Annotated in this window: 19 protein-coding genes; 13 read left to right on the top strand and 6 right to left on the bottom strand. The window is 60.0% G+C overall.

Translation table 11 applies throughout. From position 1 onward, the window contains the following. Positions 1–3: 3 nt before the first annotated feature. Entirely contained in the window at positions 4–564 is a 561-nt protein-coding gene (gene rsmD, locus HNQ72_RS11960; RefSeq protein WP_148142910.1) for a 16S rRNA (guanine(966)-N(2))-methyltransferase RsmD, read from the top strand. Between the two features lie 8 nt (positions 565–572). Beyond that, a complete protein-coding gene (locus HNQ72_RS11955) occupies positions 573–1,454 on the top strand; it encodes a patatin-like phospholipase family protein (protein ID WP_183992462.1) in 882 nt (293 codons plus the stop codon). A gap of 11 nt (positions 1,455–1,465) precedes the next feature. On the opposite strand, the gene HNQ72_RS11950 is transcribed toward HNQ72_RS11955, so the two are convergent. Next, positions 1,466–3,283, bottom strand: a complete 1,818-nt coding sequence (locus HNQ72_RS11950) for a monovalent cation:proton antiporter-2 (CPA2) family protein (RefSeq protein WP_183992461.1) — start codon at positions 3,281–3,283, stop codon at positions 1,466–1,468. Between the two features lie 136 nt (positions 3,284–3,419). On the opposite strand from HNQ72_RS11950, the gene HNQ72_RS11945 reads away from it, so the two are divergent. The 6 genes from HNQ72_RS11945 (at position 3,420) to lpxK (ending at position 9,148) form a co-directional block, all read left to right on the top strand. Continuing rightward, positions 3,420–4,766 carry a TldD/PmbA family protein gene (locus HNQ72_RS11945; protein WP_183992460.1) on the top strand — a complete coding sequence of 449 codons (1,347 nt, stop codon included), beginning with the start codon at positions 3,420–3,422 and terminating at the stop codon, positions 4,764–4,766. A 4-nt stretch (positions 4,767–4,770) separates the two neighbouring features. Then, a complete protein-coding gene (locus HNQ72_RS11940; RefSeq protein ID WP_183992459.1) occupies positions 4,771–5,571 on the top strand; it encodes a 3'(2'),5'-bisphosphate nucleotidase CysQ in 801 nt (266 codons plus the stop codon). 60 nt (positions 5,572–5,631) lie between these two features. Then, positions 5,632–5,868: a DUF4170 domain-containing protein gene (locus HNQ72_RS11935; RefSeq protein WP_183992458.1), complete on the top strand. Its 237-nt coding sequence runs from the start codon at positions 5,632–5,634 to the stop codon at positions 5,866–5,868. 162 nt (positions 5,869–6,030) lie between these two features. Continuing rightward, a complete protein-coding gene (gene waaA, locus HNQ72_RS11930; protein ID WP_183992457.1) occupies positions 6,031–7,359 on the top strand; it encodes a lipid IV(A) 3-deoxy-D-manno-octulosonic acid transferase in 1,329 nt (442 codons plus the stop codon). Beyond that, positions 7,356–8,099 carry an HAD family hydrolase gene (locus HNQ72_RS11925; RefSeq protein WP_183992456.1) on the top strand — a complete coding sequence of 248 codons (744 nt, stop codon included), beginning with the start codon at positions 7,356–7,358 and terminating at the stop codon, positions 8,097–8,099. The genes waaA and HNQ72_RS11925 overlap by 4 nt, the downstream gene beginning before the upstream one ends. Before the next feature lie 5 nt (positions 8,100–8,104). Then, positions 8,105–9,148: a tetraacyldisaccharide 4'-kinase gene (lpxK, locus tag HNQ72_RS11920; RefSeq protein ID WP_183992455.1), complete on the top strand. Its 1,044-nt coding sequence runs from the start codon at positions 8,105–8,107 to the stop codon at positions 9,146–9,148. Positions 9,149–9,152: 4 nt separating this feature from the next. Here lpxK and HNQ72_RS11915 read toward each other — a convergent pair whose 3' ends face one another. Both HNQ72_RS11915 and mutL read right to left on the bottom strand, forming a co-directional pair. Continuing rightward, positions 9,153–9,386, bottom strand: a complete 234-nt coding sequence (locus HNQ72_RS11915; RefSeq protein ID WP_183992454.1) for a DUF2093 domain-containing protein — start codon at positions 9,384–9,386, stop codon at positions 9,153–9,155. Positions 9,387–9,455: 69 nt separating this feature from the next. Next, positions 9,456–11,333 (bottom strand): DNA mismatch repair endonuclease MutL, encoded by a 1,878-nt coding sequence (gene mutL / locus HNQ72_RS11910; RefSeq protein ID WP_183993110.1) that lies wholly within the window; start codon positions 11,331–11,333, stop codon positions 9,456–9,458. Positions 11,334–11,670: 337 nt separating this feature from the next. On the opposite strand from mutL, the gene HNQ72_RS11905 reads away from it, so the two are divergent. Then, positions 11,671–13,350 (top strand): response regulator, encoded by a 1,680-nt coding sequence (locus HNQ72_RS11905; RefSeq protein ID WP_183992453.1) that lies wholly within the window; start codon positions 11,671–11,673, stop codon positions 13,348–13,350. 85 nt (positions 13,351–13,435) lie between these two features. Continuing rightward, entirely contained in the window at positions 13,436–14,791 is a 1,356-nt protein-coding gene (locus tag HNQ72_RS11900; RefSeq protein ID WP_183992452.1) for a putative bifunctional diguanylate cyclase/phosphodiesterase, read from the top strand. A 75-nt stretch (positions 14,792–14,866) separates the two neighbouring features. Here HNQ72_RS11900 and HNQ72_RS11895 read toward each other — a convergent pair whose 3' ends face one another. Continuing rightward, a complete protein-coding gene (locus HNQ72_RS11895; RefSeq protein ID WP_183992451.1) occupies positions 14,867–15,130 on the bottom strand; it encodes a hypothetical protein in 264 nt (87 codons plus the stop codon). A gap of 228 nt (positions 15,131–15,358) precedes the next feature. Here HNQ72_RS11895 and HNQ72_RS11890 point away from each other — a divergent pair, with 228 nt between their 5' ends. After that, positions 15,359–17,398, top strand: a complete 2,040-nt coding sequence (locus HNQ72_RS11890) for an oxidoreductase (RefSeq protein ID WP_280518272.1) — start codon at positions 15,359–15,361, stop codon at positions 17,396–17,398. 87 nt (positions 17,399–17,485) lie between these two features. On the opposite strand, the gene HNQ72_RS11885 is transcribed toward HNQ72_RS11890, so the two are convergent. Continuing rightward, positions 17,486–18,091 carry a PRC-barrel domain-containing protein gene (locus HNQ72_RS11885; protein ID WP_183992449.1) on the bottom strand — a complete coding sequence of 202 codons (606 nt, stop codon included), beginning with the start codon at positions 18,089–18,091 and terminating at the stop codon, positions 17,486–17,488. Between the two features lie 165 nt (positions 18,092–18,256). After that, complete coding sequence (locus tag HNQ72_RS11880) at positions 18,257–19,138, bottom strand: SMP-30/gluconolactonase/LRE family protein (RefSeq protein ID WP_183992448.1); 882 nt, start codon at positions 19,136–19,138, stop codon at positions 18,257–18,259. A 371-nt stretch (positions 19,139–19,509) separates the two neighbouring features. Here HNQ72_RS11880 and HNQ72_RS11875 point away from each other — a divergent pair, with 371 nt between their 5' ends. Both HNQ72_RS11875 and HNQ72_RS11870 read left to right on the top strand, forming a co-directional pair. Beyond that, entirely contained in the window at positions 19,510–20,232 is a 723-nt protein-coding gene (locus HNQ72_RS11875; protein WP_183992447.1) for a LuxR family transcriptional regulator, read from the top strand. A 349-nt stretch (positions 20,233–20,581) separates the two neighbouring features. After that, a complete protein-coding gene (locus tag HNQ72_RS11870) occupies positions 20,582–21,736 on the top strand; it encodes an Mrp/NBP35 family ATP-binding protein (RefSeq protein ID WP_183993109.1) in 1,155 nt (384 codons plus the stop codon). The last annotated feature ends 288 nt before the right edge of the window (positions 21,737–22,024 follow it).

The following is a 22,024-nucleotide window of genomic DNA, read 5'->3' as shown; positions in this document are numbered from 1 at the left end:
GCTGTGCGGATCGTAGGGGGTGAGTTCCGCGGCCGCGCTCTGGCCACGCCGAAGACGAATGATATCCGGCCGACCATCGACCGGACGCGTGAAAGCCTGTTCAATATCCTCGGGCACGTCTATCCGGACGCGCTCGATGGCACACGGGTGATCGACCTTTTTGCCGGAACCGGCGCGGTGGGGCTGGAAGCTCTGTCGCGCGGCTGCAAGCAGGCCTTGTTCGTTGAAAACAGCGTCGAGGGCAGGGGTCTGCTCTGGGAGAATATCGATAGTTTCGGTCTGCATGGCCGGGCGCGTATTCTCCGTCGGGACGCAACCAGCCTCGGTTCGATCGGCAATATCGAGCCGTTCAACCTGATCTTCGCCGATCCGCCTTACGGCAAGGGCCTGGGTGAAAAGGCACTCCATGCGGCGCATGCCGGCGGCTGGTTGGCCGCGGGTGCTCTTGTTCTGCTGGAAGAGCGGATTGATGCCGAGATCGTCGTCGATCCCGTTTTCAAGCCGCTGGAAAGCCGGATGTTCGGCGATAGCCGCATCGAATTTTATCGATATCAGCCAGGCTGAACCTCGCCATGAACACACGCCTCTCCCTGCCGGATCTGGATACTGAAAACAGCGGGGAGGGCCTGCGTTATGCCGTAGCCTTCGGTGGCGGGGGAGCAAGAGGTATCTCGCATATCTGTATCATCGAGGCGCTCGATGAACTCGGCATCAAACCGGTGGCGATTTCGGGATCTTCGATCGGTGCCATCATGGGGGCCGGCATGGCGTCCGGCATGCGAGGCGCCGACATCCGCGACTATACGGTGCGCACGATGGGCAACCGCAATTCGCTGTTCAATCGCCTCTGGACGCTCGGGCCGGCTTCAATGCGCGACAAGCTGGGCGGCTTCCGCTTCGGCCATTTCAACCTTGATCCCATCCTCGATGCCTTCCTTCCTCCTGATATCCCGGAGGATTTTTCCGACCTGAAAATCCCGCTTAAAATCTCCGCCACCGATTATTACGGGCAGGCCGAGGTGATCCTCGAAGAAGGGGATCTCAGAACTGCGATTGCCGCATCGGCCGCCATTCCCGGCCTGTTCATGCCGGTATGGGTCAACGGAAGGGTGATGATCGACGGCGGCGTCTTCAATCCGGTTCCCTATGAACAGCTGCTCGACCTTGCCGACGTTGTCATAGGCGTCGATGTCGTCGGCGCACCGGAAGGCGACGGCACCCATCCGCCGACCCGCATCGACGCGCTATTCGGCGCCAGCCAGCTGACCATGCAGGCCTCGATCGCGCTGAAACTGAAGCTGAACCCGCCGCACATCTTCCTGCGCCCGCAGGTCAACCGTTTCCGCGTGCTGGATTTCCTCAAAGCGCAGGAAATTCTGGACGAGGCAAGCCACGTCAAGGACGAATTGAAGCGTGCAGTGGATGCACTGGAAGCATCCGTGGCCAAGGGCTGAAGCCGTCCGGCTCACCATTTCCCCAGAGACAGACCCGCTTCCACCTCATCGGCCGCGTCTTCCTGAACACTGATGCGTTTCGGCTTGATCAACGGTTCCGGCTTGACGGGGCTGTTGAACAGCTTGTCGCGTCCTGCCGAAATGCCTTCGACGGCCTGGATCTGCAGGCGCTCCTCGTCGCGGCGGCGGATATCCTGGAGAATTTCCTCGGCGCGCGCTTCGGACATGCCGAGAGCTTCCAGCGTCTTGGCGCCGAACAGAAGACCGGATTCCAGCGTTTCGCGCAATTCGTATTCGACGCCCTTTTCCCTCAGCCAGAGAGAATGAATGCGGTCATAGGAGCGGGCGAAAAGACGGACATTGGGAAAATCGGACTGGATAAGCTCCACGATCCTGTTGGTCGTTTCCTTCTTCTGCGTCGCAACAACGACGATCTTGGCCTTTTCGATCCCGGATGAGACGAGTACGTCGCGGCGTGTGCCGTCGCCGAAATAGATGCGGAAACCGAAATTGGCAGCCTGGCGGATACGATCGGCGGAATCGTCGATCACGGTCACGGCACTGCCGCCGGCAAGCAGGATTTGCGCGGCGATCTGGCCGAAACGCGAAAAGCCGATCATCAGCACGTCGGCACCCGCACCTGCGAAATCCTCATCCAGTTCCTCCCGCGCCTCACCGTGCATCAGGCGTTTGGCAAGCGCCGAACCGAGCGGGGTAAGTGCCATGGAAAGCGTCACGATGGCGATCAACAGCGAGGCGGTCGAGGAAGACAGAAGCCCGGCAGCGGTTGCCGTGGTGAACAAAACGAAGGCGAACTCACCTCCCTGCGGCAACAGGAAAGCGATCTGGATCGCATCGTTATGGGACGAACCCCAGAGCCGGCAGAGCCCGTAGACCAGAAACGCCTTCACCGCCATGAACACGATGACGGCCGGGATGATGAACAGGATGTGATCGACGATCACTTCGAGTTCGAGTGACAGCCCGACCGCAACGAAGAACAGCGCCAGAAGCAGGCCGCGGAACGGTTCAATATCCGCCTCCAGCTCGTGCCGATAGGACGATTCCGCCAGCATCACACCGGCGAGAAACGCTCCCATGGCCATCGACAGGCCAACCATCTGCATTGCCGCGGCCGATCCGAGCACGACGAGCAGGGCGGCCGCGATCATCACCTCGCGCGCGCCAGTGCGAGCGATAATCTGGAACATCGGGTTGAGAAGATATTTTCCGGCAAGGATCATGGCTCCGATGGCCGCAATCGCGATGGCGAAATCGACAAGCGGCGTCGCGGCCTGTTCCTCCGTTCCCGGCGCAAGCACGGTGATCAGCGCCAGAAGCGGCACGATTGCCAGATCCTGGAACAGAAGAACCGAGAAGGACCGTTGCCCGTACCGGCTGTTGATATCCCCGGCGTCGTTGAGCAGCTGCAATGCAAAGGCGGTGGAGGAAAGCGCAAGGCCGAAACCGACGATCAGGCTTCCCTGCCACGTCGCCATGCCGGTCTCGAAGGCAAGTGCGGCAAGTGCCAACCCGGTCAAAAGAACCTGAACCGGACCGAGGCCAAACACGTCGCCGCGCATCTGCCACAGGCGCGATGGTTTCAGCTCCAGCCCGATGACGAAGAGCAGGAAGACGACGCCGTATTCGGCAACATGCAGAACCTCTTCCGTATCGGTGATACGCTGAAACACCGGACCGATGATCACGCCGACGGCCAGATAACCGAGAACTGTTCCAAGCCCCAGCCTCTTGAAGATTGGTGCGGCGATGACCGCTCCGGCCAGAAGAAGCAACATTTCGGTGAATAGCGAGCCCGGTGCGGTCATGCAGAAACTTTCGAATAGGCGGTATGGATCAGTCGGGCCGGTCGCGGATGCGACAACCCGGTCAAGAAAAGGTGTGGCACACTTGATGCTTCGAAGCGCTCACAATAAATGGGACAGGAACGAAAGGCTTGCAAATATGAGCTCTGAAATTGATTCCGCCCAGCTTTTATCCCGTGCTTCTGAACTAATCGACCTGGCGAAGGCGGCAGGCGCCGACGCGGCCGATGCCGTCGTGGTCCGCTCGCGCTCGCGCTCCGTATCGGTGCGCCTCGGCAAGGTGGAAGGGACGGAATCGTCCGAAAGCGACGATTTCTCGCTGCGCGTGTTTGTCGGCCAGAAGGTTGCCAGCGTCTCGGCCAATCCGGGCTTCGACATGAAGACGCTTGCCGAACGCGCGGTTGCCATGGCGAAGGTCTCCCCCGAAGACCCCTTCGTCTGCATGGCGGATTCGGACCGGCTGGCGAAATCCTATCCGGATCTCGACCTTTTTGACCCGACCGATGTGCCGACCGATGCATTGCGCGAAGCAGCCCTTGCTGCCGAAGCCGCTGCCCTGGCCGTCAACGGCGTGACCAACTCCTCCGGTGCCGGCGCCTCTGCGGGCATGGGCGGCATGGTTCTCGTCACCTCGCACGGCTTTTCCGGCAGCTACATGGCCACCCGTTTCGGCCGTTCCGTCAGCGCCATTGCAGGTGAAGGCACAAAGATGGAGCGTGACTACGATTTCGACAGCCGCCTTTATGACGCCGATCTCGATGCGCCGGACCTGATCGGCCGGCGTGCCGGCGAACGTGCGGTTGTCCGCATCAATCCGCGCCAGGTACCCACAGCAAGCAATGTCACCGTGGTTTTCGATCCGCGCATGGCGCGTGGTTTCGTCGGCACGATCGCCGGCGCCATCAACGGTTCATCCGTGGCGCGCAAGACGAGCTTCCTGCGTGACAGGATGGGCCAGCAGGTGTTGAAAGCCGGTCTCAACATCACCGACGACCCGCTGATCGTGCGTGGTTCATCCTCGCGTCCCTTCGATGGCGAAGGCGTTTCCGGCGAACGGATGACGATGATCGAGGACGGCGTGCTTAAACACTGGTTCCTGTCGACCTCGACGGGCCGCGAACTCGGCCTGCCGACCAATGGTCGTGGCGTGCGCGGCGGCAATTCAGTCACTCCCGCCTCGACCAATCTGGCGCTTGAGCCGGGCGATATCTCGCCGGAAGAGCTGATCGCCTCGGTCGGCACCGGGCTCTACGTGACGGAACTGATCGGCCAGGGCGTCAACATGCTCACCGGCGAATATTCGCGTGGCGCCAGCGGTTTCTGGATCGAAAACGGCAAGCTTGCTTATCCTGTCTCCGAGGTGACGATCGCGTCCAATCTCAAGGACATGTTCATGCGTCTCACGCTGGCAAACGACATCGACCGCAAATACGGTGTCGCTTCGCCGACCATCGCGATCGAGGGCATGACGCTGGCGGGAAGCTGACGCCATGGTTTCCTCTGACAAAAACTGGAGCGCCGATCTCGATCTCATCCTGGATGCCGCCCGGCAGGCAGGTGAGATCGCCAATGGCTATTTCCGGCAGTCGCCGGAAGTCTGGTGGAAGAATGAGGGCCGCTCGCCGGTCAGCGCTGCCGATTTCGCCGCCAATGACCGTCTCCAGTCGCTTCTTTTGAAGGCGCGCCCGAACTATGGCTGGCTCTCGGAAGAGACGGACGACGACAGCGCCCGGCTGGCCTGTGAGACGCTGTTCGTGGTCGATCCGATCGACGGCACCCGCGCCTTCATCGCCGGAGAACCGATCTGGTGTGTATCCGTCGCGGTCGTCCACAAGGGCCGTCCGGTGGCAGGGGTTCTCGTCGCGCCGGCGCTGCAGCAGGAATATCAGGCCGCGGCAGAAGGTCCGGCTTTGAGGAACGGCGCACCGATCTCTGTCCGATCCGAGATGGAGGTTAAGGAACTTGTACTGGCCGCGGACGAGAAGATCGTCAAAAAGCTGCAGCCCGAGCTTGCAATCCACCGCGTCAGCCACGTTCCCTCGCTCGCTTATCGGCTGGCCATGGTGGCCGATGCACGCATCGATGGGACGATCGTGAAGAGGGATAGCCATGACTGGGATCTGGCCGCTGCCGACCTGATACTGGAGCGTGCAGGCGGGGCACTGACCGGGCTTGATGACCAGCCCCTGATCTATAATCGCGAAACCGTCCGTCACGGTGTTCTGGTGGCTGGAACCCGCCATGCGCGCCATGTGCTTCTACCCCATCTTGTGACCGGTGCAGCGGGTTGACCTTTGTGACGGAATGCCGCAGAGGAAGGGCTTCTAGTCAAGAAATGGACGGATTTGGAAATGACGCAATCGAGCGAAAAGAAGCAGCTCCTGCACCTGGTATTCGGCGGTGAACTTTCGAGCCTTGACGGCGTTCAGTTCAAGGATCTCTCGGCTCTCGACATCGTCGGCATCTATCCCGACTACGCAACGGCGCTGACCGCCTGGCGCTCAAAGGCGCAGTCGACGGTCGACAATGCCGAGATGCGCTACTTCATCGTCCACATGCACCGCCTTCTGGATCCCGAAACCAAGTAGGCCTGACACAAGGCGCGAAAAATATGATAGATATTCAGGTCTAGGCTGTCGCAGCCTGAAACTCGCTTTTTTGACGCATTTGTGAAACAGACAGGCTGCAATAGGATATTGCTCCAGGGGTGAGGTATTGATGGCGCTAGGCAGGGATATGGAGCGAGGGCTATGAGCGGCGCTGTGGCTCGCATGGCTCTTGCCGGCTATCGCCTTGCGGGCGTGGCGCTTTATCCTTTGGCCGGCCCCTATCTCGCCTGCCGGGCGATGAAGGGCAAGGAAGACCGCTCAAGACGACTTGAGAGACTGGGTTATGCGAGCCAGCCGCGTCCTCGTGGACCGCTGGTCTGGGTTCATTCGGCAAGCGTCGGAGAAACTCTTTCCATCCTGCCGTTGATCCGTGAACTGCGCCGTCGCGAAATCCATGTCGTGCTGACCACCGGCACTGTCACTTCCGCTGCCCTTGTCGCCGCTCGGCTGGGCGACGAGGTCATCCATCAATATGTGCCGATCGACCTTAAATTCCCGATCAAGCGTTTCATCGCCTATTGGCGGCCGGATGCCTGCATTACGGCAGAATCTGAAATCTGGCCGACAACCGTCGCTGAACTCGCGCGTCGCCGCATCCCGCAGATCCGGGTCAATGCCCGCATTTCGGATCGCTCCTTCGCGCGCTGGAGCAACCACGCCAAGGTGGCTGAGGCGCTGTTCGACAAGATGGCGCTCGTCGTCGCCCAGTCCGATCTGGATGCAGAACGCTTCCGTGACCTCGGCGCATGGCCGGTCATCGTCTCCGGCAACCTGAAGAGCGATACAGACCCGCCGCCATGCGACGAGTTGCTGCTGGCGAAATACAAGGCAGAGATCGGCGACCGCAAGACCTGGGCGGCGATCTCCACCTTCGATGGCGAAGAAATGGCTGCTGCCACCGTTCACCGGGCGCTGAAGCCGAAGAATGGCCAATTGACCATCATCGTTCCGCGCCATCCCGACCGGGCTGATGCGATCGAAACCATGCTCAAGGAAGAGGGCCTCGTTGTCGCCCGTCGTTCGCGCAATGATGAACTGACGCCTGAGACCGATATTTTCCTCGGTGATTCCATCGGCGAAATGGGGCTTTACCTGCGCCTGACCGAAATCGCCTTTGTGGGCCGCTCGCTGACCAATGAAGGCGGCCAGAACCCCCTGGAGCCGGCAATGATCGGTTGCGCCGTGCTGACCGGCCCGAACATCCAGAATTTCCGTGATGCCTATCAGCATCTCGTCCGCAAGGGTGGGGCGCGGGTAGTCAAGGATGTCGAGATGCTGGCCAAGGCCGTGCATTACCTGCTGATTACCGATCCCGCCCGGGCCAGGATGGTGGAAGCCGGAGCTGATGCGATGGAAGACCTGCGCGGTGCGCTCGCCAAGACCGTCAAGGCACTCGAACCCTATCTCAATCCCTTGACCGTGACGGCACGCCTGCAGCCGAAGGTCGCCGCTGCCGGTAACGGCCGGTGAGCCCGCCCCCCGCGATCGCGGGTATCCTGTTTGACAAGGACGGCACGCTTATCCGTTACGATGAAAGCTGGGGGCCGGTAAACAGGGAGGCCGCACGCATCGCTGCAGCCGGAAACGCAGCGCTTGAACCCGTTCTGCTGGCCGCCGGTGGCATGGACCCGGAGACGGGTAAAACGAAAGCCGACAGCCTGCTTGCCGCCGGTAATTCCGCCGAGATCGCCGAAGGTTTCGTCGCAGCCGGATCGCCGCTTAATGTGGCCGACCTGACGCGTGAACTCGATGCGCTGTTCCTCCGCGCTGCCGAATTTTCCGTGCCGGTCGCCGATCTCCCTTCCGTGTTTTCGGATTTGAAGGCACGCGGTTTAAAGCTCGGCATTGCCTCCAGCGACAACGAGAAGGCCATCCGCCGGATGGCCGAAAGCTCCGGCATTGCCGACTATGTGGATTTCATCGCCGGCTACGACAGCGGGTTTGGCACCAAGCCCGCGCCGGGCATGATGGTGGCTTTCTGCAAGGCCGTCGGTCTTCAACCGGCAGAGGTCGCGATGGTTGGCGACAACAGCCATGATATGCATATGGGACGTGCTGCAGGCGCCGGACTGAATTTCGGGGTTCTGACCGGCACGGGAACATTGCAGACCTTACGGCCGCTGGCTGATCATTGCCTGGAAGACATTACCCTTATCGGAGACCTGCTGCGCGAACTGGCGGCAGCTCGCCCCGGCTTGTCGAGAGCCTAGCCGCGATGGTTTCCGAAGCACCGCCCTTCTGGTGGGAAAAGGCCGATTGGCGTGCTTATGCGCTGACACCTTTTTCGGCCATCTATGGCGCGGTTGCGGGTAAACGGATGCGCACGGCCAAGCGCGCTTCTGCCCCGATACCTGTGATCTGTGTGGGCAACTTTACCGTTGGGGGCGCGGGTAAGACCCCGACCTCGATCGCGCTCGCAAGGGCTGCCAAGGCAATGGGCCACACACCCGGTTTCCTCAGCCGCGGTTATGGCGGCTCGCTGGATGTGACGACGGTGGTCGATCGCGATCGCCACCGGGCCGATGCAGTAGGTGACGAGGCGCTGCTTCTCGCGGCAGAGGCCATGACGGTGATCTCGCGCAAACGTGTCGATGGCGCAAGAAAGCTGGCCGCAGAAGGCGCCGACCTGATCATTATGGACGACGGGTTCCAGAGTGCCCGCCTGCATCTGGATTTCGCTCTTGTGGTGATCGATAGCGTAAGAGGCATCGGTAACGGCCATCTCGTGCCGGGTGGCCCGGTTCGCGCTCCGATAAAGGAACAGATGCACCAGCTCTCTGCCATCCTCAAGGTCGGTAATGGCGAAGCTGCGGATGCGCTTGTCCGCAAGGCAGCTCGCGCCGGCAAGGCGATCCATGTCGCCACGATCGAGCCGCGCCCCGATGCCAGCCTGTCGGGCAAGAATGTGCTGGCCTATGCCGGAATCGCAGATCCGGAAAAATTCTACCGCACCGTCCGCACCATCGGCGGGCTGATCTCGACGACCCGTTCCTTTCCCGATCATCATTATTTCACCGAGGACGAGATCCAGTCGCTGCTCGACGATGCCGAGCGTGAGGACCTGATACTGGCGACTACGGCCAAGGATGCCGCCCGCCTTGCCGGCCATTTCGGCCCGGCCCGCACACTGCTGGAGAGATCGAAGATCGTCGAGATCGACATGGTCTTCGACGATCCCAATGGTCCTTCGACCATGATCGAGGCGGCATTCAGGAGTTTCCGCGAAAGACGGCTGCGCGAGGGCGCGGCCAAAGGCTGATCGTTCAGCCCACCTTTTGGTTTGGCAGCGTGCCGGCGCGTTTTTCGGCTTCGAGCGAGGTTGCGCAGTCGATATAGGCTTCCTGGCGGGTAACGCTCCAGTAGCGAAGTTCATCGACCGGAATATGCGCGCCGGTGGCGGCGCAGGTCACGTAGGAGCCGGCGCTCAGGATCTGATAGTCGCCGTCGAGATAGCGGATCTTGGCCTCGCGAAAGCCGCTTCCTTCAAACCGGTTCATAACTCGTCTCCTGCGAAAAAACATCGGTCCCCTCTACTCCGAACCAATCACGATTACCAGAGCACCGTCTCAGCTGCGCCCGAACAGCCGCTCTATATCAGAAAGCTTGAGTTCGATATAGGTTGGCCGCCCATGGTTGCAGGTTCCCGAGCCGGGTGTTGCTTCCATCTGGCGGAGCAGGGCGTTCATTTCGTCCGGCTTCAGCCGCCGACCGGAGCGGACCGATCCATGGCAGGCCATGGTCGCGGCAATATATTCGAGCTTGTTTCTCAAGCCGCTCGCCGTGTTCCATTCCGCGATCTCGTCGGCGAGATCGCGAATCAGCGCGCTTGCATCCACTTCTCCCAGCATGGCCGGCGTCTCGCGCACCGCAACCGCACCGGGACCGAAACGCTCGATCGCAAGCCCCAACCTGTCGAGTTCCGTTGCATGCACCATCAACCGGTCGCAATCTTCTTCCGGTAGGTCGATGATCTCCGGGATCAGCAGCACCTGCGAGGCAAGGCGGTCATTTTCCAGCGCCTTGCGCAGGCTCTCGTAGACCAGACGTTCATGCGCGGCATGCTGGTCGACGATAACGAGACCCTTCTCTGTCTGGGCGACGATGTAGTTCTCATGAACCTGCGCGCGGGCAGCACCCAGCCGGTAACCGGCGGCGGTGGTTTCCGGGATATACGCACTTTCCTCGACAACATCGGCCCGTGCTGTCGGAGTGGAGAAAGCATCGAAGCCGGCCTGTGTCGGACGTGACTGATAGCTGGGCGCAACCGCCTGATCGAGCGGTCGGGAAGGCGATGACGATGCAGTCCAGTTCTGTTGAGGAGGCGCGGAAAGCGGATAAGAGCGTTGCGGAAAGCCGGATCTCGAGCTCTCGGAAAAGCCCGGTTGAGCGGGCGGCTGCTGGAACGAACCGGATTGGAAGGCACGCAGCATGGCGGCAGCCCCGGTGGTCGAGGCGCGGTCACCTTCGCGATGCAGCGCTTGACGGATGGCTCCGACGATCAGCCCGCGCACCAGTTGCGGATCGCGGAAGCGCACGTCGGCCTTGGCCGGATGCACATTGACGTCGACGAAGGCGGGGTCGAGGTCGATCGACAGGACTGCGACCGGATAACGCCCGGCCGGCATTTGTTCGGCATAGGCACCGCGGATCGCAGACAGGATCAGCTTGTCCTGCACCGGCCGCCCGTTGACGAAGGCAAACTGATGCGCCGAGTTGCCGCGGTGAAAGGTCGGTACGCCGACGAAACCGGACAGCGAAACATCCTCGCGCCCGGCATCGATCTCGATCGCATTTTCCTTGAATTCCGGGCCGAGGATCTGCGCCATACGGGCGAGATGGTCGTCACCGGTGGCGGCAAATTCCAGCGTCGAGCGGTCGGAACCGGACAGCACGAAACGGATATGCGGGAATGCGATCGCCATGCGCTTGACGACTTCGGTGATCGCTGCCGCCTCCGCCCGCTCGGTTTTCATGAATTTCAGCCGGGCAGGGGTGGCAAAGAACAGGTCGCGCACCTCGACTACCGTACCGGGATTGGCCGGCGCCGGCTTGACCGGGATCGCGGCGCCGCCATTGACGGAAACCTGTGAGCCGGACGGATCGCCGTGGCGGCGGCTGGTGATCGTCAGTCGCGCAACCGAACCGATCGACGGCAGCGCTTCCCCGCGGAAACCGAGCGTGTGGATATCGTCGAGTGTCGTCGAGATCTTCGAGGTGCAATGGCGACGCACGGCCAGTTCCAGATCCGCCGCATCCATGCCCGATCCGTTGTCGGTGACGCGGACAAGGCTCTTGCCCCCGCCGGCCGTGGCGATTTCGATGCGCGTCGCACCGGCGTCGATCGCATTCTCGATCAATTCCTTGGTCGCGCTGGCGGGCCGTTCAATGACTTCGCCGGCGGCGATCTGGTTGATCAGGGTTTCAGGCAGGAGCTTTACAGACATGCCACTATTTTCGGGGATTCTGCGGCCGGAGGAAAGTGCTGCGACAGGATTATCCTCGGCAATCGTCTCAATGGGAAACGCCATTAATCCGGCCTTAAGGTAAACGGGCTAGGGTTCATGTGAGAAATTGGATGAATCCGGGAGAGTATCTCTGCTCTTCGCGAATGACCGGAGTGGTGGCCAGCTGGGCACCGCCACAACAATCCGGTCATTCGTTGATGACTTGCAGCCAGCATGTTCCCATTGACGAGCGTGAAGGAAGTTTTGCCGATCGTACGTTGAATCGGCTGACCGGGAGTGGCCTAAAGCCATCCCGAAAGCATACGGAGTTTCATCCATGAATGATTTGGACGCGGCGGATCCGAACATTCAGACTGCCATTCTGGAAGCACTGGCCGAAGGCTTGTCCGCGGCTGTATTGCTTTACGACAGGAACGATCTTGTCGTATTTGCCAGCCAGCAGATCGCGAGCATCACACGGGTACAGCCCCGTCTGCTGGTGCCGGGAACCCGTATTCGCGATCTTCTCGCTGCCATGTATGATGCCGGTATCCGCCTTGTCGCCGACACCTACAATTATCGCCGTGCGCTCAATCGCGAGGATTGGGTTGCCGAACAGATTGCCGGTCTGTGGAAGGAGCGTTCGGAAAGCCTGGAGCGCCCCGGTCCCGATCGCTGGCTGAGTGTCGTCAAGCGCCGTCTTCCATCCGGCTACGGCGTCTGCGTCATCAAGGATGTTTCCGAACAGAAGAAGCGCGAGGAGCAGTGGCGCCTCGATACCGAACGGGTCCAGGTGACCGAGGAAGTCCTCGACAACCTGCCTTTCCCGATCAGCGTCAAGGACCGCAACTCCACCTTCGTCGCGGTCAACAAGGCCAATTGCGATTTCCTCGATCTGCCCGCGGATGCGATCCTTGGTCACAAGGGTTCCGACATCAATTCCAAGGCCTTCGAAGACCGCCTTACGCCGATCAACCAGCATGTCTATGAAACCGGCGACCCGATCCAGCTTCCCGAGCACATCACCCGCCCGGATGGTTCGACCGCGCTGACGATCGTCCACAAATATCGGATCGGCAAGCCCGGCCGTTATTACCTTGTAACCGTCAAGCAGGATGTGTCGTCGGTTGTCGCCGGCGTCCGTACCGATCTGTCGCAGCAATCGAGCGAATGGGTCTCCGGCTTTGTTCCGATCGACATGACCCGGAGCGCCGTTTCGAGCTCGGCTGTCGACCCGCTCTCCGCCGTCGCTGGCGCAAAGATACTCGTTGTAAGCCGTTTCGCCGACACGGTGGCGGAGGCGATCGATGTCCTTTCCCGCCAGGCCGCCGATGTTTCAGCCGCAGCCGACGCCGACGAATTCACCCTGTTTCTTCAGCTTGCGGCCGAAGCCGATGTCCGCATCGATCTCGTCGTTATCGATGCCCGCATGCCGGCCGAGTTGAAGCAGATCGCCGAAGCCTATGGCGTAACTTCACTGCGTGTCGAAGAAGGAATTTTCGGGCCTGGCCTGCCAGCTCGGATCGCCACCGAACTGGCCAAACCCGTTGATGAAATCGTATTGCCGCCAATCGACGAGCCGTCGTTCGGGCCGGTTTCGAAGGACGAGAGTATCGATGTCCTTGTTGCCGAGGATAATGAGGTCAATCAGATCGTCTTTTCACAGATCATCGAAGGGCTTGGTTATAGCTACGTTCTGGCGACTGATGGCGAAGAGGCAGTCCGCCTTTGGCGCGAGCATTCGCCGCGCCTTGTTCTGATGGATGTAACGCTACCGAAACTGACCGGTTTCGAGGCGTCTGCGGCGATCCGTGCACTTGAGGACGGAGTTCAGGCGGTGCCGATTATCGCTGTCCTGCCGCAAGCGTTCGACCGTGACCGCGAGGCCTGCATCGAGGCCGGTATGAACGATGTGATCCTGAAGCCGATCAGCCCGGAAGCACTGGATGCCGTATTCCAGAGGTATTTGCTCTCGGACGAAGACGAGATAGCAGCTGAAGCCTGGCCCGTTTCGTGACCATATTGGCATAAGCTGATACATAACCAGAGTTTCTTAATCTTTGTCCCTCATCCTTCGCTCGTTTCGATGAGCAGGATTTTTTATGAAGCTAGCGGGCAACCCATTGCCGCACGTCAGCCAGAACGAATTGCAGGCCATGGCCTACAGCGATCCGTTGACGGGCCTGGGCAACCGCTACCGGTTGCGCGACAAGGTGCGCCTGCTTGCAGCCGAACGCGCCGACGATCCGGCTCCCTTTGCCATCTGTATCGCCAATCTCGACGGCTTCAAGCCGATCAACGATCTGTTCGGCTCGGAAGCGGGTGACGAAATCCTCTGCCAGGTCGCCCATCGTCTGAAGGCCTGCATGCCCGATGGTGCGACGGTGACACGCCATGATGGCGATGAATTCGCCTTTGTCCTTCCTCTTGTCTTCGAGCGGGTAGGGGCGGAGCGCATCGGTCAGATGATGAAAGATGTGCTGTCTGCTCCCTATGATCTGGGCGACCGCAATGTTCGCCTTTCGGCATCCTTCGGTTTTGCCATCTATCCTTTCGCAGGTGAGGAATTCGAAAACCTGCTGAAGAGCGCCGAAACGGCCCTCTACCGATCCAAGCGCCGTGGCCGCGCCCAGATCACCGTTTATTCCACTGAAATTGCCCAGGAAATGAAGCGTGCCACGCAGATCGAGCAGGCGCTGCGCAACGCGATCATCACGGATGCGGTCGACGTGCATTTCCAGCCGATCGTGCGCATCCGCGACGGCGTGGTGGTGGGTTTCGAGGCTTTGGCGCGTTGGCGCGATGCCGATCTCGGTTTCGTCTCGCCTGCCGTCTTCGTGCCGCTGGCCGAAGAGCGCGGCTTTATCGACGCGTTGTCGGATACGCTGCTGCGCAAGGCCGCAGAGGCTGCACTTTCATGGCCGCGAGAGCTTTTCCTGTCTTTCAACCTGTCTTCTGCCCAGCTCATGGATCCGGGCACATCCCGCAACATCCTCTCGACGCTGTCGCGCGTCGGGCTTGATCCGCGCCGCTTGGAACTGGAAATCACCGAAACCGCGGTGATGACGTCGGCCGATACCGCCCAGCGGATCATCTCGGAATTGCGGGCAAGCGGCGTGCGCATTTCGCTCGACGATTTCGGCACCGGCCAATCCAGCCTTGGCCGGCTGCGCGACTTCACCTTCGACAAGGTCAAGATCGACCGCGCCTTCATCTCACGCATCACCTCCGACCGCGCGTCGGAACATATCGTGCGCGCCATCATTGCCATGTGCCAGGGGTTGGATCTCTCCGTTGTTGCCGAAGGTATCGAGGAACAGGCCGATGTCGACATGCTGCGCGCGCTCGGCTGCGGCATGGGGCAGGGGTATCACTACGGCAGGCCCGTGGATGGCGCAGCGACACTGCGCTACCTTCAGGATCACTACCACGACTTCATGGCGCTTGAGCGGATCTGAGATATTGCACGAAGTATCCGCAAACAGTGCTTCAGCGTCATGACAAGCTGAGGTCCCTGCCTGACGTTGAGTGGCTCAGGGTTCTTTTTGTTCAAGCTTCGACTTATACAGGTATTGACCGAATACCATCACCGCGACGCCAATTGGCACGAGCGGGAAAGTTACAAGCGCTTGGCCTATCGCTAACAGCATGTACGGATGAAAGCTCGTTATCGCCGTAATGGGAACGAGGCCTAAGACAAAAATTACGAAACCGAGCCAGGTAATTGCGGTTTTGTTTGCTTTGGCAAACCACCATGATGCCAAGCTCAAAAAAATGATGGCAGCTGCAACTCCCATAGCTTCTCTCCTTCTTCCTCGTCGGTTGGCCGCTACGGCGTGTTCTCAGTAACTGTGTCCGAGGTCCTTTTTGACAAGAACAAAGAGAAGGCCATCGCAGACTGCATAATCCGCTCCTGCCGTTTTACAGACACCAAGCGGCGCATCTGCTCGTCGCGGAAAGCCCGCTCCTCGGCGATGATCCTTTCTCGGCTGAACGAGAGCGCGCCCATGTCGATATCGAAGCATCTGACATCTAACGATCCGCTTCTGCAGCCGTTTCAGCTCAGGCATCTGACGCTGAAAAACCGCATCATGTCGACAGCGCATGAACCGGCCTATTCGGAAGACGGGATGCCTAAGGATCGCTATCGGCTTTATCATCTGGAAAAGGCCAAGGGCGGCATCGCCATGACCATGACGGCGGGGTCGGCCAGCGTTTCGGTCGATAGCCCGCCCGCCTTCGGCAACCTTCTGGCTTACAAGGACGAGATCGTCCCATGGCTGAAGCGGCTGACCGACGACTGTCATGAGCTTGGCACGGCGGTGATGATTCAGCTCACCCATCTCGGCCGGCGAACCAACTGGAACAAGGGCAACTGGCTTCCGGTGCTGGCACCGTCCCCTATCCGCGAACCCGCTCACCGCGCCTTTCCCAAGGAAATGGAGGACTGGGACATCGAGCGGATCGTTGCCGACTATGCCGATGCGGCTGCGCGCATGAAGGAAGGTGGTCTCGATGGGATCGAGATCGAGGCCTATGGCCATCTGATCGACCAGTTCTGGTCGCCCGCCACCAACCGGCGCGAGGATGAATTCGGCGGTTCGTTGGAAAACCGCATGCGCTTTTCCGACATGGTGTTGAAGGCGGTCCGAAAGTCGGTGGGGCCGGATTTCATTGTCGGCATTCGGCTGGTGACGGACGAGGATTGGGAAAAAGGCCTGTCGCGCGAGGAGGGTATCGAGATCGCAAGGCGGATGGTCGCCTCCGGTAATGTTGATTTCCTCAATGTCATAAGAGGCCATATCGATCACGATGCCGATCTCAACAATGTCATCCCGATCCAGGGCATGCGCGCGTCGCCGCATCTTGATTTTGCCGGCGAGGTGAGGGTGGCGACGAAATTCCCGGTCTTTCACGCGGCCCGCATCGCCGATGTTGCAACCGCCCGCCACGCGATCGCGGACGGCAAGCTCGATATGGTCGGCATGACCCGTGCCCATATCGCCGATCCGCATATCGTCAGAAAGATCATGCGGGGCGAAGAGGCGCGCATTCGCCCCTGTGTCGGCGCTACCTACTGCCTCGACCGGATTTATGAGGGCGGCGAAGCGCTCTGTATCCACAATGCGGCGACCGGCCGCGAGGCGCTGATTTCCCATGATATCGCTCCTGCACATGAGGCACGGCGCGCCGTTGTCGTCGGCGCCGGTCCGGCAGGGCTGGAGGCGGCACGGGTTCTGGCCGAACGGGGGCATTCGGTAACAGTGCTCGAAGCGACGGGAGAGGCTGGCGGCCAGATCAATCTTCTCATCCGCAATCCCCGCCGGCGCGAAATGATCGGCATTATCGATTGGCGCCTGTCGGAACTCGAACGTCTCTGTGTGGAAATCCGTTACGACATCTACGCCGAGGCGGATGACGTCCTGTCGCTCGATCCCGAGCTTGTTGTTGTTGCCACAGGAGGTTTCGCACAATTGCCCGAGCTGGACGAGGGTGAGGATCTCGTTACCTCGAGCTGGGATATCCTGGCGGGTACTGCAAAGCCTCAAGCTCCGGTTCTTCTTTTCGACGACAATGGCGGCCATCCGGGCATGAGTGCGGCCGAAGTTATCGCATCAAGCGGCACGGAGCTGGAACTGGTCTCTCCCGAGCGGTTTTTCGCACCGGAAATGGGCGGCATGAACCATGTGCCCTATGCAAAGAGCTTCGCGGAAAGGAACGTGAAGGTCACGATTAACACGCGGCTTAAATCCGTGCGGCGTAATGGCAATGGCCTGACAGCGGTTCTCGGTTCGGATTACTCGCCCGTGACTGTTGAGCGTCAGGTCGGTCAGGTGGTGGTGGAACACGGCACCGTGGCCAATGCCGACTTGTTTCTCGCATTAAAGCCATTGTCGAGAAATCTCGGAGCGGTGGATTACCGCGCCCTGATCGACCGCCGTGCGCCGCTGCCTCTCAAGAGCGAAGATGCCACTTTCGATCTCGTCAGGATCGGCGATGCCGTATCGAGCCGCAACATCCATGCGGCCGTCTATGATGCATTACGGCTCTGTTCTCTCCTGTAGATCGACGAAAGGGCGGCGCCGCGGCACCGCCCTCTGTCATTCTCATCGCATCACACGTGGCGGATGGCTCGCTCCGGGCTTTAAGCTTTAAGGCTTTGTCGCCGTCGACGAGTTTGTATCGCCACCAGTTGCGGGGGCTGCCGGCGCGGCAGGGGTGGCCGGCGTCGTAGTCGTGGACGATGTCGTGGTTGCGTCCGTCTCAGCCTGCTTGTCGCCCAACGTCTTGAATTCCGGGGCGGACTGAAGCGCTTCGGCCGTTTCGGTCGTCGTCAGGCGTACGTCGTTTTTCTCGGCATCGCGGGTCATGCTGATCTTGCTCATCGGCAGTGCGACATCCTTTGTGCCAATGCCGAGGAAGCCGCCGACACCGACAACCGCCGCGACGATGCCGCCGTTTTCTTCGAGGATCAGGTCGTTGACCTTGCCGATGCTCTCGTCGCCAGCGTTGTAGATCTGCTTGCCGATGTAATCATTGGCGCTGACCTGGGTTTCCGACTGCTGGGTCAGATAGGATGCATCAGCCGCAGCGGATGTTGCCGAGCCGGCTGCCGGTGCCATCGTATTGGTCTCGGCCGGCGCCGTCGGTGCTGCAGGGGTAGCCGGCGTAGCATTGTTGGTCTGGGCGAATGCCGGCGCAAGGGCGGTGGACGTCATGAGGGCGGCCGCAATAAGTGCTCCAAAGGTCTTCTTCATGGTGTTCCTGCCTTTTCCATTTGTTATCGTTACATAAAACCACTGCCTCGACCGGGAAGTCGTCGCGGCTGCGGCTCGATAATGAAACAAGCAGGGACAGCATTGGTTCCCCGAATGCTGTTTTTTACGCTGAGAACGTCTTGGTTTGAGACGCGCCTTTGGTCGTCAGAGGCGATAGGCAGGGTCGTATTTGGCCTCTGCGCCGGCATCGACTGCAAATGTCGCACCGGCCATCGCATCAGCCGCGCGGCCGGCAGCGTCCAGCCCCTCCCAGGCGGAAGTGACAGCGATGCGGCCGTTACCGATAAAGGCGGGGCAGGTCGTCCTCTTGGCCGGCAGCTGGTATCGCTGAATGAAGGTTCCGGCAGCATCGTAATGATCGAGCGCCGCTTCGCCCCAGCGTGCATTCCACAGATGGCCTTTGGCATCGCAGATAGACCCATCGATACCGCCGGCATCCGCGCTGCCGTCGACGAAGACGGATGGCTGGCCCGCTGGAAGACCGGTTGAGGGGTCGATCGCAACTTTCATCAACCGGTTGCCGCGCGTATCGACGAAGTAGGCTGTCGCTGCATCGGGAGAAAAGCAGATGGAGTTCGGTATGCTGATTGCGTCGTAAAGCCTTGTCACCACGCCTCGGGAGACATGATAGATCGCGCCGGCACCATCGGCAGCAGTGCGTCCCATCGTACCAATCCAGAGGCTGCCAGAGGGGTGTACGCGCCCGTCATTCGAACGATTGCCGTCATTGCCGGGTTCGAGTTCACAATGCGGCGCAAGTTCGCCGGTTGCTCGGTTACGGAGGAACAGCCCCTTGTCGCTGCCGATCAGTTGTGTGTCAGCATCGATCCGCGCAACGACGCTCGCCATCACCGGAAGCGGATGGACGCTCTCGATACCGGTTGCCATATCAAGGGCATGCAGCGCCTTGCCGAGAATATTGCACCACCACAGCGTATTGGTCTCGGCTTCGAAGCTGATCCCTTCGCCCAGTTCGCACAAGCTGGAAGACAATACCGTGCCTTTGAACGAATGAACGGATGCCATCTTTTTCCCTCCCGGATACGGTGATGTTATCGCCGCTGCCTATTCGCCATATTGCGGCGTCCCTGTCCACACCGGCCGCTCAAGATGCGTCATCCCCAGCTAATAACCTGCAGCCTCGTGTCGCCCGCGCGAGAACTCTGCTAAGACGAGTACCTGTCAGTATTGATAAAACGGTTGATAGCGAAAAAAATTAACATCTCTTTTAAGTCTGCAGTGGAAGCTCCTATATTGTAAGACACGCGATGCGGGAAGAAATGCAAGGAAATTGCAACTTTTGCCTTTTCTCCCAATGAGCGATCTCCGAAAATCACCTGAATGATTCGTGTGCTTGCGCCGCCAATCCTGCGCATTCGGAACAGAGAAGTTAGAAAATGTCTAAAACGGAAACGGCCGCCGACCTGATTACCTTCGACGTCGATGTCGAGGAGATTGCAGGTTTGAAGACTCAGTTCGATGTCTTCCGTTTCACCAAGAAATTGGCGGAGTTTTATGGCTTCCGCAATTTCATGGTTCTCAATCTTCCTCCGGCAACCGCCTTGGGCCTGTCCGGCAGTGCTATCATCAATAACTGGCCGTCCGAACTCGTTTCGCTTTTCGATCGCGAAGGAATGATCCGCTCAAGTTTTGTCGTGCGTCATCTGCGCCGCTCCGCGGTGCCATTCACTTTCGACCTTGAGCGCGATGCAGAAACGCCGGAAATGGCAGCCGTGTTCGGCAGGTTTGGGATCGTGCGCGGCGCTTGCATTCCGGTCCACGATCCGGCTGGAGCCAGGGGGGCAGTTGTCATCGGCGGTTTGGGGAGCGAACCGAATCGCCAGCAGTTGATGGAAATGACTTTTGCGGCGATCCATATTTTTGACCGGCTTGCCGAAATCCGAAACATGGACGTTCGTGCGACCGATCTTTTGACGGATCGCGAGATCGATTGCCTGACCTGGACGGCAGCGGGCAAGACAAGCGCCGAGATCGCCGATATCCTCGGCCTGTCAGAACATACCGTTAATCATTACTTGAATCGTGCCGCCAAAAAGCTGGATACCGTCAATCGCACCCAGGCTGTGGCCAAGGCTTTGCGCATAGGACTGATTAAATAGGCTTTCGCTAATCTGCACAAATGATGTGCGAACCTTGTTTGCTGCAGTGCGAAATGCCGTCTTATACGACGGTTGCTCCGAAAATTACTGCAAAAAAGTGCTAAAATACCCTCTTTCAGACTGGCACGTTTCATGCTTGCTTAGAAATAGGTCCAGAGGGGACTTCAAAAGCGTACCAAGAGACGCGACCAAGAAAAAGCCGCTGTCCGGATCGAGCGCCCATTGGCTGCCATCCAGACAGCGGCTTTATTCGTCTTGCCGGTATGTGGCAGCAACTCCTATATAGCAGCAATGAATGTGCGCCGTGGCGAAAAGCCGGGATGCGCTTGAGGACAAGCAGGAGCTCGACATGCCGGATGTAACGAAAACCCAGGTGCTCGAAGCACTCGGCAAGGTTCGCAGTCCGGACCTGGAAAGCGACCTTGTGAGCCGCGGCATGGTGTCCGACGTCTTCATCTCCGATAACAAGGTCTATTTTTCGATCACCGTGCCTGCAGATAAGGCTCAGGAACTGGAGCCCTTGCGGCTGGCCGCCGAAAAGGCGGTCACATCAGTGCCGGGGGTCAAAGGTGCGCTGGTCACATTGACGGCGGACCGCAAGGCGTCTGCAGCACCGCAGCAGACTGCGGCCCCCTCGGCTCATGGTCATTCGCACGCTCATGCCCCCGCCGGCGGTCCATCCCGTGGTCCGGGCAACGTGAAGGCCGGCGTTCCCGGTGTTGGCGCGATCGTCGCGGTCGCATCCGGCAAGGGCGGCGTCGGCAAATCCACCACTGCCGTCAATTTTGCGCTCGGGCTGCAGGCCAACGGCCTGCGTGTCGGCATTCTCGATGCGGATATCTACGGGCCGTCCGTACCACGGCTCCTGAAGATTTCCGGCAGGCCCGAACAGATCGACGGCCGGCTGATCAAGCCGATGGAAAACTACGGTCTCAAGGCCATGTCGATGGGTTTCCTCGTCGATGAGGAAACGGCGATGATCTGGCGCGGCCCCATGGTCCAGTCGGCGCTTCTGCAGATGCTGCGTGAAGTCGCTTGGGGCGATCTTGATGTTCTCGTCGTCGACATGCCGCCCGGCACCGGCGATGCGCAACTGACCATGGCCCAGCAGGTGCCGCTCGCTGGTGCGGTGATCGTGTCCACGCCGCAGGACCTGGCATTGATCGATGCCCGCAAGGCCGTGACGATGTTCCGCAAGGTGGAAATCCCGCTTCTCGGCATCGTCGAGAACATGAGCTATTTCCTCGCCCCCGATACCGGCAAGCGCTATGACATCTTTGGTCATGGCGGCGCCCGCGCGGAAGCCGACCGCATCGGCGTTCCCTTCCTCGGCGAAGTGCCCTTGACGATGGATATTCGCGAACGTTCCGATCTCGGCACGCCGATCGTGCATGCCGAACCGGACAGCCAGATTGCAGGCATCTACAAGGATATCGCCGCCAAGGTCTGGGCGCAGCTCTCGCAAGGCAAACGTCGCCAGGCGCCGTCAATCGTTTTCGAATAGGACGGCCGCAACTCTGGCGCCTTCTTTTGCGGTGTCACCGCCTTATGCAGCGAGGGGCTTGTGGCCGATCGCCGCAAGGCCCTTGCGCAGAAGGCTTTCAAGCGCCATTTTCCCTCTGCTGTCCGGGGCACCCCGCCTCCTATGTTTTGGCTATTGCCGCTCTTATCGTCGCCTCGCTTGCTGGCAGGCGACGGGGTCGCTGGCTGGTTCCGGGCAAAAATTGAGAGTGATCAAAGCCCGACCTGCCAAAATAGTCTGCACATCGTAACCCTAGTCTGGAAGTTCGTC

This window comes from Aliirhizobium wenxiniae, assembly GCF_014201355.1.
Taxonomy (GTDB): Bacteria; Pseudomonadota; Alphaproteobacteria; order Rhizobiales; family Rhizobiaceae; genus Neorhizobium; species Neorhizobium wenxiniae.
This window is presented reverse-complemented; position numbering and strand designations above follow the sequence as displayed.